Annotated in this window: 10 protein-coding genes; all 10 read left to right on the top strand. The window is 67.3% G+C overall.

The features are described 5' to 3' along the window. Positions 1-79: 79 nt before the first annotated feature. The 10 genes from AC1DEY_RS05165 to AC1DEY_RS05210 all read left to right on the top strand — a co-directional run bounded on the left by AC1DEY_RS05165 (position 80) and on the right by AC1DEY_RS05210 (position 14773). Positions 80-940: a sugar phosphate isomerase/epimerase family protein gene (locus AC1DEY_RS05165; RefSeq protein WP_476867039.1), complete on the top strand. Its 861-nt coding sequence runs from the start codon at positions 80-82 to the stop codon at positions 938-940. Positions 941-971: 31 nt separating this feature from the next. Further along, positions 972-2138, top strand: coding sequence for a Gfo/Idh/MocA family protein (locus AC1DEY_RS05170; protein WP_476867040.1), 1167 nt, complete (start codon positions 972-974; stop codon positions 2136-2138). Positions 2139-2237: 99 nt separating this feature from the next. Further along, positions 2238-3314 (top strand): LacI family DNA-binding transcriptional regulator, encoded by a 1077-nt coding sequence (locus tag AC1DEY_RS05175; protein ID WP_476867041.1) that lies wholly within the window; start codon positions 2238-2240, stop codon positions 3312-3314. A gap of 85 nt (positions 3315-3399) precedes the next feature. Then, a complete protein-coding gene (uxaC, locus tag AC1DEY_RS05180) occupies positions 3400-4806 on the top strand; it encodes a glucuronate isomerase (RefSeq protein ID WP_476867042.1) in 1407 nt (468 codons plus the stop codon). 44 nt (positions 4807-4850) lie between these two features. Next, the gene (locus AC1DEY_RS05185) at positions 4851-6245 is read left to right on the top strand and encodes a mannitol dehydrogenase family protein (protein ID WP_476867085.1); all 1395 of its coding nucleotides are present in this window, start codon (positions 4851-4853) and stop codon (positions 6243-6245) included. A gap of 217 nt (positions 6246-6462) precedes the next feature. Continuing rightward, positions 6463-8274 (top strand): beta-glucuronidase, encoded by a 1812-nt coding sequence (gene uidA, locus AC1DEY_RS05190; protein ID WP_476867043.1) that lies wholly within the window; start codon positions 6463-6465, stop codon positions 8272-8274. A gap of 61 nt (positions 8275-8335) precedes the next feature. Beyond that, positions 8336-9766, top strand: a complete 1431-nt coding sequence (uidB, locus tag AC1DEY_RS05195) for a glucuronide transporter (RefSeq protein ID WP_476867044.1) — start codon at positions 8336-8338, stop codon at positions 9764-9766. Positions 9767-9813: 47 nt separating this feature from the next. Next, positions 9814-11043 carry a D-mannonate dehydratase ManD gene (gene manD, locus AC1DEY_RS05200; RefSeq protein WP_476867045.1) on the top strand — a complete coding sequence of 410 codons (1230 nt, stop codon included), beginning with the start codon at positions 9814-9816 and terminating at the stop codon, positions 11041-11043. Positions 11044-11050: 7 nt separating this feature from the next. Continuing rightward, positions 11051-13384 carry a gluconokinase, GntK/IdnK-type gene (locus tag AC1DEY_RS05205; RefSeq protein ID WP_476867046.1) on the top strand — a complete coding sequence of 778 codons (2334 nt, stop codon included), beginning with the start codon at positions 11051-11053 and terminating at the stop codon, positions 13382-13384. Positions 13385-13525: 141 nt separating this feature from the next. Next, a complete protein-coding gene (locus AC1DEY_RS05210) occupies positions 13526-14773 on the top strand; it encodes an FAD-dependent oxidoreductase (protein ID WP_476867047.1) in 1248 nt (415 codons plus the stop codon). Positions 14774-14809: the final 36 nt, after the last annotated feature.

Consider the following 14809-nt stretch of genomic DNA (forward strand, 5'->3'; position numbering starts at 1 on the left):
TGCGCGCATGCACCAAGGAGAGGCATCAACTGACTGACAAGGCGGCCCTGAGGGGCCCGGAAGACCACGGAGGAATACAGTGTCCACAATTGGCGTACAAGCGATGATGCTCAAAGACAGCTTCACCGAACTCGGAGCGTTTGAAACGCTCCGCAAGGTCAGCGCAATCGGCTACAACGCCGTCGAGATCTCCCAGATCCCGATGACGCCGGAGAACGTCGCTGAACTGGACCGTTCCCGCAGCGAACTGGGCATGGACATCGCCGCCTTGTCCGTGGCCATGGAGATCCCCCAGGGCCGCCCCGGGGATTCGCTGGCCGAGCACTTCGAGAAGATCGTGGAGGACGCCAAGCGCCTGGACACGAAGCTGCTGCGGATCGGCATGCTGCCGTTCCCGGCGATGAAGTCGATCGGCGCAGTCATCGACTTCGCCAAGCAGGCCAACGAATACGCCGAACGCCTGCAGGAACAGGGCCTGGGCCTGTATTACCACAACCACCACATCGAGTTCGCGAAGTTCGACGGAAAGTTCATGCTGGACGTCATCGCCGAGAACTCCCCGGCCATGGGCATGGAAATCGATGTCCACTGGGTGCAGCGCGGCGGCCTGGACCCGGTACGCACGCTGGAAAAGTATGCCGGCCGCACGGCCATGGTCCACCTGAAGGACTACCGGATCGGCGAATTGCCGGAATCCTCCTTCGGGCTGCTGGATTCCGGGGACTTCATGGGCTTCATGGACCAGTTCAAGAACGTGGTCCAGTTCGCCGAAGTGGGCGAAGGCAACCTGGACTTCCCGTCCATCATTCCCGCCGCGCAGGCCGCCGGTGCCCGCTACCTGCTGGTGGAGCAGGACGAGCTCTACGGGCGCACCGTGTGGGACGCCCTGCAGACCTCCTACGACAACCTCGTGGCCATGGGCCACTCGAACCTTTTCTAGACCACCCCCAATGACTACGGAGAATCACCACATGAGCAAGAAAGTACGCCTCGGCATCATCGGCCTGGGCCAGCAGGGCGGCCTGTACGCCAAGTTGATCACCGAAGGAAAAGTCCCGAACATGGTGATCGGCGCGATCTGCGACACCGATCCCGCCAAGAAGGAACTGGCCGCGTCCCAGTACCCGGACGCGCCCTTCTACGAGGACTACATCGCCATGCTGGAAAGCGGCGACGTCGACGCCGTCGTGACGTGCGTGCCGCACTTCCTGCACCCGGAAATGGGCATCGAGACCCTCAAGCGCAACATCCACGCCCTCGTGGAGAAGCCGGCCGGCGTGTACACCAAGCAGGTCAAGGAGCTCAACGAGTTCGCCGCCAGCAAGCCGGAGCTGTCCTTCGCCATCATGTTCAACCAGCGCAACAACCCGCTGTACCAGAAGCTCAAGGAGATCGTTGACAACGGCGAGATCGGCGCCATCCGCCGCACCAACTGGATCATCACCAACTGGTGGCGCCCCCAGGGTTACTACAACTCCAGCGAATGGCGCGCCACGTGGGGCGGCGAGGGCGGCGGCGTGCTGGTCAACCAGGCGCCGCACCAGCTGGATCTCTGGCAGTGGATCTGCGGCGTGCCGAAGTCCGTCTACTCCAAGGTTGCCTACGGCTTCCGCCGCGACATCGCCGTGGAGGACGAGGTCACCGCCGTCGTGGACTACGGCAACGGCGCCACGGGCGTCTTCGTGACGGCCACGCACGACCTCGTGGGCACCGACCGCTTCGAGATCCTGGGCGACCAGGGCAAGATCGTGGTCGAGAACTCCAAGACCGCCACGGTGACCCGCCTGCACAAGCCCGAGCGCGAACTCAGTGAGAGCCTGGACATGGGCGATGTCCTCAAGCTCTTCATGGGCCAGATGGACACGGAGGAGTTCTACACCACCGAAGTCCTCGAGTTCGAGTCCGCCTGGGGGGCGCAGCACGCCGGTGTCCTGGAGAACTTCGCCGCCAACATCCTGGACGGCACACCGCTGCTGGCCCCGGGATCGGACGGCATCAAGGGTGTCCGCCTGGCCAACGCCATCCACCTCTCCAGCTGGACCGGCACGGAGGTAGCGCTGGACTTCGACGAGGACGTCTTCCTCGCCGAGCTGAACAAGCGCATCGTGGACGAAGGCAAGTTCCCCGAACGCGCCTAGGCACACCCCGCCCAACTGACTGGCAGCTGCGGCCGTTTTGAGCGCTCAAAACGGCTCCTGCTGCCAGTTAGTTGGGCTGATGCTCGTTAGGATGGGGCGGTGACTGAACCCAAGACCCCGGACGCGGCCGCATCGGCAGCTCCGGCCAAAAAGCCCTCCCGTGCGGGAAAGTCCAGCGCCACCATCTACGACATCGCCAAGGTTGCCGGCGTCAATCCCTCCACCGTCTCCCGGGCGCTCAGCAAGCCCGGCCGGGTCAGCGCCAAGACCCAGAAACTCATCGAGGACGCCGCCGCCGAGCTGAACTACCAGGTCAACCCGTTCGCCCGCGCCCTGCCCACCGGCCGCACCAACACCTTCGGCCTGATCGTCGCGGACATCACCAACCCCACTTTTTTCGACATCATCCGCGGGGCGGAAACGACCGCCACGCTGCGGGACTACACGCTGGTCCTGGCCGAGTCCGCCGAGTCCGCGGACACCGAGCTGACGGCGGCACGCCGGATGATGGCCACCGTGGACGGGCTCATCCTTGCCAGCCCCCGCATGGACGACGACCACATCCGGGCCATCGCCCGGGACAAGCCCGTGGTGGTCATCAACCGCGAGGTCGACGGCGTGCCGTGCGTGGTCCCGGACGTGAACAAGGGCATCAGCGAGGCTGTCCGCAGCCTGGCCGCCAACGGGCACCACAAGGTTGCCTTTGTTGCTGGGCCGCCGCAGTCCTGGATGTCCGCGCGCCGCTGGGAAGGCGTGCAGGCCGCCTGCGAATGGTCCCGGCTCGAGGCCGTGCGGCTGGAATCCAGCAAACCCACCGTCGACGGCGGCCGCCAGGTGGCGCGCGACGTCCGCGCCAGCGGCGCCACAGCGGTGCTGACCTACAACGACCTCCTGGCCATCGGCCTCATGCAGGAACTCCAGGCCGCCGGCCTGGTAATCCCGGACCAGATCAGCATCGTGGGCTTCGACGACATCTTCGGGGCCGATTTCACCACGCCGCCGCTCACCACCGTGCGCTCGCCGCTGGGGGAGTGCGGCTCGGGCGCCGCTACCTTGCTGCTGGATCGCCTGCACGGCGAACACCCGCACGGTACGGCAGCGCCTGCGCCCACGCTGCGCGTCGAGACCGAGCTGGTGCTCCGGGGCTCGAGCGGACGGCTGCTGCCCGCGGGCTAGACCCACCGCCGCAGTCACTCGCAACTTGGTGGCAATTTATGGCAACCGGTTGACAAATGCTCGGGGTGGGCCGGACCATTGAGCTATGTCACAGTCGATTGCCGCCAACCCAGACCGGCTCCTGCCCGCGGATCCCGGAACGCGCAGCATTGCGCGGGACCTCCTGCAGCGCGTCCAGGACCTCCCCATCATTTCCCCGCACGGGCACGTTGACGCCGCCGTCATCGAGCACAACACCCCCTTCCCGGACCCGGCAGCGCTGCTGGTCAGCCCGGACCACTACGTCACCCGGCTAATCCACGCCAGCGGCGTCCCGCTGGACCGACTGAGGGGTTCGGCCGCCGCGGAAGCGGACTCCCGCACGGTCTGGCGCGAGTTCTGCAAGGCCTGGCCGCTGTTCGACGGGACGGCCTCAGGCTACTGGCTCCGCACCCAGTTCGACAGCGTCTTCGGCCTCCGGCAGGAGATCAGCGCCGAGACCGCCGACGCCAGCTACGACGCGATCTCCGCCAAGCTGCTGGAACCCGGCTTCCGGCCCCGCCAGCTGTTCAAGGACTTCAACATCGAGGTGCTGGCCACCACGGATGACCCCCTGGACAGCCTCGCCAGCCACCGGGCGATCGCCGAGGATCCCACGTTCCATGGCCGCGTCCTGCCCACCTTCCGCCCGGACGCCTACCTGAACATCGCGCACCCCACATGGTCCGCGAACGTGGACCGGCTCATCGCGGCAGCGGGCGACGGCGCCACCGGCTATGCCGGCTACATCACCGCCCTGGAGAACCGGCGTCGTTACTTCGTGGAGCACGGCGGGGTCTCGGCCGACCACGGCGTCCGCACTCCCGCGACGCTCAAGCTCGACGCCGCCGACGCCGCCAGGCTGTTCGACCGCGCCCGCGCCGGCCAGGCCACGGCGCAGGACCGCGAGGACTTCGAGGCCCACATGATGTACCAGATGGCACGGATGTCTGTGGAGGACGGCCTGGTCATGACCATCCACCCGGGCTCGTTCCGCAACCACCACGAGCCCACGTTCGAGAAGTTCGGCCCGGACACCGGCCACGACATCCCGTTTGCCGTGAACTACACCGAGGCCGTCCGCCCGGTGCTGCAGGACTTCGGCACCGCCAAGGACTTCCACCTGGTGCTCTTCACCATGGACGAGACCGTGTTCTCCCGCGAACTCGCGCCGCTGGCCGGCTTCTACCCCTCGGTCTACCTCGGCGCCCCGTGGTGGTTCCTGGACGCACCGGACGCCATGCTGCGCTTCCGCTCCGCCGTGACCGAGACCGCCGGTTTCTCCCGCTCGTCCGGCTTCATCGACGACACCCGCGCGTTCTGCTCCATCCCCGCCCGCCACGACGCCTCCCGCCGGATCGAGGCCTCCTTCCTGGCCAGGCTGGTCGCCGAACACCGCGTCAGCGAGGACCGCGCCCATGAACTGATTGTCGACATCGTGGACGGCTCGCCGCGGAGGGTCTTCAAGCTGTGAGTACCGATCTGACATCCGCACCCGAATCCGAGGTGGATCCCGCCATGGACCTTCCCCAACTGAACCGCAGCCTGCGCCCCTCCGCCAAGGCACCCGTGCGGATCATCCACCTGGGACTGGGCGCCTTCCACCGCTCGCACCAGGCCTGGTACACCCACCAGGCGTCCGACGCCGCGGACTGGGGCATCGCGGCCTTCACCGGCCGCCGCCCCGACGCCGCGCTGACGCTGGCCGAACAGGACGGGCTGTACACGGTGGTGAACCGCGCCGACGATGGCGACTCCTTCGCCGTGGTCAGCAGCATCGTCGAGGCCGTGGACGGCGCCAACGTGCAGCGCCTCGCGGACCTGGTCGCCGCCCCGGCCACCGCCGTTATCACCTTGACCATCACCGAGGCGGCGTACCGGCTCCGCGCCGACGGGCAGCTTGACCGCACCGCACCCGACGTCGCCGGGGACCTTGCGCTGCTGGCTTCCGGCGGCAACCCGACGACGCCGCTGGGCCGGCTGGTGCTGGCACTGGCCTCCCGCCGGTCGGCAGCCGCCGGACCGCTCGCCGTCGTCTGCTGCGACAACCTGTCCAACAACGGCACTGTGGCGCACAACGCCGTGGTGGGCATGGCCGGGGCGTGGGACGCAGACCTGGCCGGATGGATCGACGCCAACATCAGCTTCGTCAGCACCTCGGTGGACCGCATCACACCGCGGACCACCGCCGCGGACATAGCCGCCGTCCAGTCCGCCTGCGGCTACCGCGACACCTCGCCCGTGGTGGCCGAGCCCTTCTCCAACTGGGTGCTCAGCGGGGATTTCCCCGCCGGACGGCCGCGCTGGGAAGACGCCGGTGCCGTCTTCGTGGCCGAGATCGAGCCGTACGAGAACCGCAAGCTGTGGCTCCTGAACGGCGCGCACTCGCTGCTGGCCTACGCCGGCCAGCTCCGCGGCCACACCACCGTGGCCGAGGCCCTGGCGGACCCGCTGTGCCTGCGGGCTGTCGAAAAGTTCTGGGACGAGGCGGAGGCAAACCTGTCCGGGACCGAAGCCATGGCCGCGGAACTGCAGCTCCCCGCCTACCGCGCCGCCCTGCTGCAGCGATTCAGCAACGCCAGGATTGCCCACCACCTCGCACAGATCGCGATGGACGGCAGCACCAAGCTACGGATGCGCGCGGTTCCCGTCCTGCGGGCCGAGCGGGCCGCGGGCAGGACCGGCGCGGCCGCCGCGCTGATGATCGCCGCCTGGATGGACTACGGTGCCGCCTCCGACGCCTTCCAGGACCCCCTGGCCGAGGAGGTGGCCGCGGCCAACCGGCTCGCCGGCACCGAGCGGATCCGGGCCCTGCTTGCCCTGGTGGATCCGGCCCTGGCCGCTGACGGCGCCGTCGTGGACCTCATTGAAGACCTGTGCGGAACGTTCGGGGAGCGGGCTGTCTCCCTGTAGCGCCCTCCGTGCATGCACTACTGCCCGGCTCCCGGTCACGGGGAGCCGGGCAGCAGTGTTTCCAAAACTTTCAACTAAATTTATGGCAACCGCTTGCCAACTGATTGCCAAGTGACTAGGATTACATCCAGACGAATGGGGCCACCGGATGGCTCGCCGGCACCGCTGGCCCAACCGGAAGGCCCGCCCCCGCAACGATGCGTAAGGAACTCCCACGATGCTCAAGCCCCAGGCCAGTGAAACCCGCGAGATCGTCAACCTCGACGGCCTGTACCGCTTCAAGGTGGACTTTGACCGCTCCGGCCACCGGGACGAATGGTTCAAGGCGCCGCTGGACTCGGCCCTGGAAATGGGTGTCCCGGCCAGCTACAACGACGTCTTCCCCGACAAGGCCGTCCGCGACCACGTGGGCTACGTCTGGTACCAGCGCGAGGTCCGCGTCCCGCGCGGCTGGGCCGGGGAGCGCATCCACGTCCGCCTCGACTCGGCAACGCACGAGGGCATGGTGTGGGTTGACGACACTCTGGTGGCCCAGCACGCCGGCGGCTACATGCCGTTCAGCGCGGACATCACCGAGCACGTCACCTCCGGCCAGGTCTTCCGCCTGACGATCTCCGTCAACAACGAGCTCACACAGGCCACCATCCCGCCGGGCACCATCACCGTCACCGAGGACGGCCGCCGCCAGCAGAGCTACCTCCACGATTTCTACAACTACGCCGGCCTGCACCGCAGCATCTGGCTCTTCAGCACCCCGGCGGTAACGGTCGATGACATCACCGTCGTCACCGGCTTCGAAGGCACCACTGGCAGCGTCGACTACACGATCGGCACCGCCGGTGGAACCGGCAGCGAATCGGTCACCGTATCGCTCCGGGACGCCGACGGCGCCGAGGTCGCCCGCGCCGACGGCGCCACCGGCACCCTGAACATCGCCGACGTCGTGCTGTGGAAGCCCGGCGCCGCCTACCTGTACAGCCTCACCGCGGAAATCCGCGACGCCGGCCAGCTGCTGGACAGCTACACCCTGCCGGTCGGCGTCCGCACCGTCGAAATCAGCGGCAAGGAATTCCTCATCAACGGCGAACCGTTCTACTTCACCGGCTTCGGCATGCACGAGGACCACGTGGCCATTGGCAAGGGCCACAGCAACGCCCAGATGGTCAACGATTTCCAGCTCCTGGACTGGGTGGGCGCCAACTCCTTCCGCACCTCGCACTACCCGTACGCCGAGGAAGTCATGGAGTTTGCCGACCGGCACGGCATCGTGGTGATCGACGAGACCGCCGCCGTGGGGCTGCACCTGGGCTTCGGCGCCGTCTTTGGCGGCATCGCCAAGAAGACCTACGTCGACGGCGGAGTGGACGCCAACACCGCCGCCAACCACCGGCAGGCGATCTCAGAACTCGTCGCCCGCGACAAGAACCACCCCTCCGTGGTGATCTGGTCGATCGCCAACGAACCCAACGGTTCCGAAGAGGGAGCCCGCGAATACTTCGCACCCCTCGTGGAACTGACCCGCAGCCTGGACCCCACCCGGCCCGTCGGCTACGTCAACGTCATGTTCGACACCCCGGACAAGGAACTGCTCGGGGACCTCTTCGACGTCATCATGCTCAACCGCTACTACGGCTGGTACCTCAACAACGGCGACCTCGAAACGGCCGAACAGAGCCTCGAGAAGGAACTGCGGGAGTGGGAAGCCAAGTACGGCAAGCCCATGATCATGACCGAGTACGGGCCGGACACCATGCCCGGCTTCCACTCCATCTATGAACAGCCCTGGAGCGAGGAATACCAGGCCGCGTTCCTGGCCATGTACCACCGGGTCTTCGACCGCGTGGACGCCATGGTGGGCGAACAGGTCTGGAACTTCGCGGACTTCCAGACCTCCAACGGCATCATGCGCGTGGACGGCAACAAGAAGGGCGTCTTCACCCGGGACAGGCGGCCCAAGCCCGCCGCCTATGCCCTGCGCCAACGGTGGACGGCACTGGCCGGCACCAAGAACACCACCCCCGAGGCGTAGGCCTTAACGCACATTTTTTGGCCGGACCCAGGTCCGGCACCGGGTAAAGGAGCCCAATCACATGAAAAAGCTTTCCAAGCTCAGCATCGTCGGCTATGGCGCCGGCGATGCCGCCAACAACCTCGCCTTCACCACCGCCACGATGTTCCTCCTCGTCTACTACACGGACGTGGCCGGGATCTCGGCCGCGGCCGCCGGAACACTGCTGCTGGTGGTGCGGATCTTCGACGCCTTCGCCGACGTCTTCGCCGGCCGCGTCGTGGACCGGACCTACAGCAAACGGTTCGGCAAGTTCCGCCCGTTCATCATGTTCGGCTCCATCCCGCTGCTCCTGCTGAGCGTCGCCACCTTCTCCGTTCCCCAGCTCGGGGAATCCGGCACCCTGCTCTACGCCTACGTCACGTACGCCGCCCTGGGCCTGGCCTACAGCCTGGTCAACATCCCCTACGGCTCGCTGGCCGGCGCCATGACCCAGGACCCGGGGGAGCGCGCCAAGCTGGGCTCCGCCCGGATGATCGGCGGGCTGCTGGTCGGCTCCGCCCTAGGCATCTTTGTGGCTCCGCTGATCAAGCCCGGCGCGGACCTGCAGGGCACGTTCACCGCCATCACCATCGCCTTCGTCGTTATCGGGGCGGGCCTGTACCTTTTCACCTTCCTGACCGCCAAGGAACGCGTCCACCGCGCAGTTCCCAACGTCACGTTCAAGCAGAGCATGGAGACCCTCAAGGGCAACCGGCCGTTGCTCATGCTGTGCGTGAGCTCCTTCTTCTTCCTGACCGGCTACCTGGCCCTCACCTCCGTGCAGTTGTACTACCTCCGCGATGTCCTGGGTCGGCTGGACCTGTACCCGGTGCTGTCCATCATCCAGCTCGGCCTGACCTTCGTGCTGGCCGGCTTCATGCCCAAGCTGGTCCGGACCATCGGCAAGAAGCGGGTCTACATCTTCTCCTCGCTGTTCACGGTGGTTGGCGGAGCCATCATCTTCTTCACCCCCGCAAGCCAGGCCTTGGTCGGCTTCAGCGGCCTGGTGATCAGCCTGGTGGGCGTGCTCGCGGTCAACATCGTGGTGTGGGCACTGGAAGCCGACACCGTCGAGTACGGAGAGTGGAAGACCGGGGTCCGGACCGAGGGCATCACCTACGCACTGTTCTCCTTCACCCGCAAGACCGGTCAGGCCGTCGGCGGTGCCCTCGCCGCCTACGCGCTGGCCCTGGGCGGCTACAAGTCCGGCGCCGTCCAGACCGCCGACGCCGTCTTCGGCATCCAGATCGCGGCCGGCGCGCTGCCGGCGGTCATGACCATCCTGGCCGTGATCGTGATGGCCAAGTACACGCTCACCGACGCCATGCACGCCCGGATCCTCACCGAGATCCAGGCCCGCCGCGGCGACGGCACCGTTTCGGCCGACGCCGACGCCGACGCGGACGCCGACGCCCACGCCGGCACCGTCACCGGTTCCGCCGATGCCGCTCCGCTGACGTCCAGCAAATAAGACACCCGGCGATTAAGACACCCCGAAAGACCAGAAAAGGACCTGTTGTGAAAATCATTGCTGCTGAAGTCTTCGTGACCAGCCCCTCCCGGAACTTCGTGACCCTGCGGATCACCACCGAGGACGGTGTGACCGGGATCGGCGACGCGACCCTGAACGGGCGGGAGCTCGCGGTCGCCGCATACCTGAAGGAGCACGTCGCGCAGCTGCTGATCGGCAAGGACCCGCACCGGATCGAGGACACCTGGCAGTTCCTGTACCGGTCCTCGTACTGGCGCCGCGGCCCGGTCACCATGGCCGCGATCGCCGCCGTCGACATGGCGCTGTGGGACATCAAGGGCAAGGTCGCCGGGATGCCGGTCTACCAGCTCCTGGGCGGGGCGTCCCGCAACGGACTGCGCGCCTACGGCCACGCCTCCGGCGCGGACCTGCCCAGTCTCTTCGACTCCGTCCGGGAGCACCTGGAACTGGGCTACAAGTCCATCCGGATCCAGACCGCGGTCCCGGGCATCAAGGCCGTCTACGGCGTCGCTGCCCAGGCCCAGGCCTCCGGTGAACGCTACGACTACGAACCCGCCGGCCGCGGGGCGTTCCCGCAGGAAGAGGACTGGGACACCCGCGCCTACCTCCGCCACCTGCCCTCCGTATTCGAGGCCGTGCGCAACGAGTTCGGTCCGGAAATCCCGCTCCTGCACGACGGACACCACCGGATGACTCCGATCCAGGCCGCCAAGCTCGGCAAGGCGCTGGAACCCTATGACCTGTTCTGGCTCGAGGACTGCACCCCGGCGGAGAACCAGGAAGCGCTGCGGCTGGTCCGCCAGCACACCACCACCCCGCTGGCCATCGGTGAAATCTTCAACACCGTCTACGACTACCAGACCATCATCAAGGAACAGCTGATCGACTACGTCCGGGCCGCCTCCACCCACTTCGGCGGCATCAGCCCGCTGAAGAAGGTGATGGACTTCGCCGCGCAGTACCAGATCAAGTCCGGCTTCCACGGCCCCACCGACATCTCCCCGGTCGGGTTCGCCGCGCAGCTGCACGTCGGCCTGGCGATCCACAACTACGGCATCCAGGAATACATGCAGCACTCGGACAAGACCAACGAGGTCTTCGAGCAGTCCATGACCTTCAAGGACGGCTACCTGCACCCGGGCGACAAGCCCGGCATCGGCGTGGAATTCAACGCCGAAGCCGCCGCCGCCTTCCCGTACCAGCAGGCCTACCTGCCCTACAACCGCCTCGTCGACGGCACCGTCCATGACTGGTAAACCGGGCATGACGACTGACGAGACCACGACAGGCCACCAGAAGCCCGCCGTTGCCGGCCGCCACATTGTGGTGATGGGTGTCTCCGGCTGCGGAAAGACCACCATCGGCGACCTCGTGGCCCGCGAACTCGGCGTCCGCTTTCTCGACGGCGACTCCCTCCACCCCGTGGAGAACGTCGCCAAGATGGCAGCCGGAACGCCACTGACGGACGAGGACCGCTGGCCGTGGCTTGCCACCGTAGGCGCCGAACTCGCCGCCGCCGGGCCGGCCGGCCTGGTGCTCGCCTGCTCCGCGCTCAAGCGCAGCTACCGCGACGCGATCCGAGCCCAGGCGCCCGAGACCGTCTTCCTGCACCTGCACGGCAGCAGGGACGTGCTCGGCGGCAGGATCGAGGGCCGCACCGGCCACTTCATGCCGGCCGCGCTGCTCGACTCCCAGCTCGCCACGCTCGAGCCGCTCGAAGCTGACGAGGCCGGGACCCTCGTGGACATCGCAGGCCCGGTGGAACACGTCGTCGCCGCCGCCCTCGCCGGCGTCGCGGACCGGACCGGGGCGACTGCTGGGGCCCCGGCACCGGCAGCGGTTCCCGCCGCCGGCACGTTCGCCGTCGACCTTCAGTCCGCGCCGTTCAACCTCGACGACGACGCCATCGCGTGGGTGGAGTCCACCATCGCCGGCATGTCGCTCGAGGAAAAGATCGGCCAGCTGTTCATCAACCACAACAACGACTACGCCCCGGAGTACCTCGACGGGATCCTGGAGCAGTACCACGTGGGCGGCATGCGGTATCGGCCGGGGCCGTCGGCCGCCGTGCAGGAACACATCCGCTACGCGCAGTCCAAGACCCGGGTGCCGCTGCTGATCGCGTCGAACCCCGAAATGGGCGGAGCCGGCAGCTGCGATGACGGGACTTTCGTCTCGACCCACCTGCAGGCAGGCTCCCACCCGGACAAGAACATCGCCCGCCAGATGGGTCGTGTCGCAGGTGTGGAGACCGCCGCGCTGGGCTGCAACTGGGCCTTCGCGCCGATCGTGGACATCCACTACAACTGGCGCAACACCGTGGTCTCCACCCGGTCCTTCGGCAACACCCCGGAGATCGTGGTGGAACGGGCCAAGGAATACTTCGACGGCATCAGCGAATCGCCCACCGTGTGCGCCATGAAGCACTTCCCCGGCGATGGCATGGACGAGCGCGACCAGCACGTAGTCACCTCCTACAACACCCTCGGCTACGAGGAGTGGAACAAGACCTACGGTCACGTGTACCGGGAGATGATCGGCCACGGCGTGCAGTCGATCATGATCGGGCACATCGGTGCACCGGACTTGTCACGGCATTTCCGGCCCGGGATGGCGGCGGAGGACATCCTGCCCGCCACCCTGGCGCCGGAACTGCTCCAGGACCTGCTCCGCGGCGAGCTCGGCTTCAACGGGCTCATCCTCACCGATGCGTCCCAGATGATCGGCCTCACGCAGGCCATGAAGCGCAGCGAGCTCGTCCCGGCCACCATCGCGGCCGGCTGCGACATGTTCCTGTTCTTCCGGAATCCGGCCGAGGACTTCGGGTACATGCTGGAAGGTTACAAATCCGGGGTCATCACGGAGGCCCGCCTGCTTGACGCCCTGCGACGGATCCTGGGACTGAAAGCCTCGCTCGGGCTGCACAGGATCGCGCGGGAATCCCTCGTCCCGCCGGGCGAAGCCCTGCGGCTGATCGGGAGCCCGGCCCACCGGGAGGTTGCCGCGCAGATCGCCGACAAGACCGTCACCCTGGTCAAGGACACCGCCGGCAACCTGCCCGTCACGCCGCAGACCCACAAGCGCATCCGGCTCTACGGCATCTCCGGCGGGTCGGACTTCACCCGGGCGGATCCGCTGGCCTACCTGGACGTTGTCCGGGACGAGCTCGAAAAGGCCGGCTTTGAAGTTCACGTCTTCAAGACGGCCGATCAGCGCGAGGCCGCCGGCGAGACCGGGGTCAACTTCATGTCTGTCATCTCCGAGGAAGCCACCGCGGACTATGCGCAGAAGTACGACGCCGCGTTCGTATTCGCCAATGTGAAGGGCTTCGCCCAGGAAGCGGCGATCCGGATCAAGTGGTCCACGCCCATGGCGGCCGACATTCCCTGGTACGTCACGGAAGTCCCCACCGTCTTCGTCTCGCTCAACCAGCCCAACCACCTCATTGACGTGCCGATGGTCAAGACAGCCATCCACGCCCACGCGGGCACGCCGGAGGCCATCCGGGCCGCGATCGAGAAGATCCAGGGCAAGTCGGAGTTCCAGGGCACCTTCAACGAGAACGTCTTCTGCGACTCCTTCGACACCCGGCTCTAACGCGGCGTTTCCTAACGGCCGCTGCGCAAAATATCCTGCGATACGGGAATCCCCGTAGCGCAGGATATTTTGCGTAGCGCCAACCAGAATGCGCCGCGAAATCCCCTCCCGCGACACCCCGGGCAGGCGTACCGTGGGGCCATGGAGAAGACCGGATGCGCGGTGGTGGGCGGCGGCCCCGCGGGGATGATGCTGGGCCTGCTGCTGGCCCGGGCCGGGGTGCGGGTGACGGTGTTGGAGAAGCACGCGGATTTCCTGCGGGACTTCCGCGGCGACACCGTGCACCCGTCCACCATCCGGCTCATTGACGAACTCGGCCTCGGCCAGGAATTCCGCCGGCTGCCGCAGAGCCGCCTGAAGAATGTTGTTTTCCCGGTCGCGGGCGGCCCGCCCGTGACCATGGGCGACTTTGATGCCCTGCCGCCGCCGTACAACTACATCGCCATGATGCCGCAATGGGATTTCCTGAACTTCCTCGCTTCCGCCGCGGCCCAGGAGCCGGGGTTCACGCTGCTCATGAGCCATACCGCCACCGGCCTGGTCCGCAACGGGGGCCGCGTCCGGGGAGTCCGCTTCCGCACCCCGGACGGCGCGCAGGACGAACTCTTGGCCGACCTGGTGGTGGCCACCGACGGCCGCCATTCCGCGCTGCGGACCGCGGCCGGGATGGCGCCCAAAGAGTTCCCGGTGCCCTTTGACACCTGGTGGTTCCGGCTGCCCCGCTATCCCTCCGAAACGGGTGAGGTGGCGGGCCTGGTGCCGGCGTTCGGCCCCGGCGAGGCGCTGCTGGCCCTGTTCCGCACCGACTACTACCAAATGGGCTACCTCGCCGCCAAGGGCACCGACGCGCGGATCCGCGCGGAAGGCGTCGAGGGCTTCCGACGGCGGGTCGCGGGACTCCGCCCTGACCTTGCGGACCGCGTCGACGCCATCGAATCCCTCGATGACCTCCACTGGCTGGACGTGCGGCTGAACCGGCTGCATTCGTGGCACATCAACGGAATGCTGTGCATCGGGGACGCCGCGCATGCGATGTCCCCGGCTGGCGGCGTCGGCATCAACCTCGCCATCCAGGACGCTGCGGCCGCCGCAGAGTACCTCGCCCCCGCGCTGCTCCGGGGCCGGGTGACCACGGCAGACCTGGAGAAAGTGGAACGGCGACGGCGGCTGCCCACGGTCATCGTGCAGACCGTCCAACGCATCATGCAACGCGCGATCTTCGCCCCGATCATGACCGGAAAGCGGACGAAGTTCCCGGCAGCGGCACTCTTCATCGCCCGCCGTGTTCCGGCGGTCCGGACCATCATTCCGCGCTTCATCGCCTTTGGGCCGCGCCCCGAGCACGCACCAGCCTTCGCGCGGCGAGCGGAAGCCCAACCCCAGCCCTAGCTGTACTGCGCCGGCCCTGCGCCGTCACACGGGCTC

The sequence above is a fragment of the Arthrobacter sp. 05T47 genome (genome assembly GCF_056395825.1).

Coding starts and splice junctions, on each gene's coding strand:
- uidB (WP_476867044.1), top strand. CDS start 8,336: ATGAAAAAGCTTTCCAAGCTCAGCATCGTCGGCTATGGCGCCGGCGAT.
- AC1DEY_RS05210 (WP_476867047.1), top strand. CDS start 13,526: ATGGAGAAGACCGGATGCGCGGTGGTGGGCGGCGGCCCCGCGGGGATG.
- uidA (WP_476867043.1), top strand. CDS start 6,463: ATGCTCAAGCCCCAGGCCAGTGAAACCCGCGAGATCGTCAACCTCGAC.
- uxaC (WP_476867042.1), top strand. CDS start 3,400: ATGTCACAGTCGATTGCCGCCAACCCAGACCGGCTCCTGCCCGCGGAT.
- AC1DEY_RS05205 (WP_476867046.1), top strand. CDS start 11,051: ATGACGACTGACGAGACCACGACAGGCCACCAGAAGCCCGCCGTTGCC.
- AC1DEY_RS05170 (WP_476867040.1), top strand. CDS start 972: ATGAGCAAGAAAGTACGCCTCGGCATCATCGGCCTGGGCCAGCAGGGC.
- AC1DEY_RS05185 (WP_476867085.1), top strand. CDS start 4,851: ATGGACCTTCCCCAACTGAACCGCAGCCTGCGCCCCTCCGCCAAGGCA.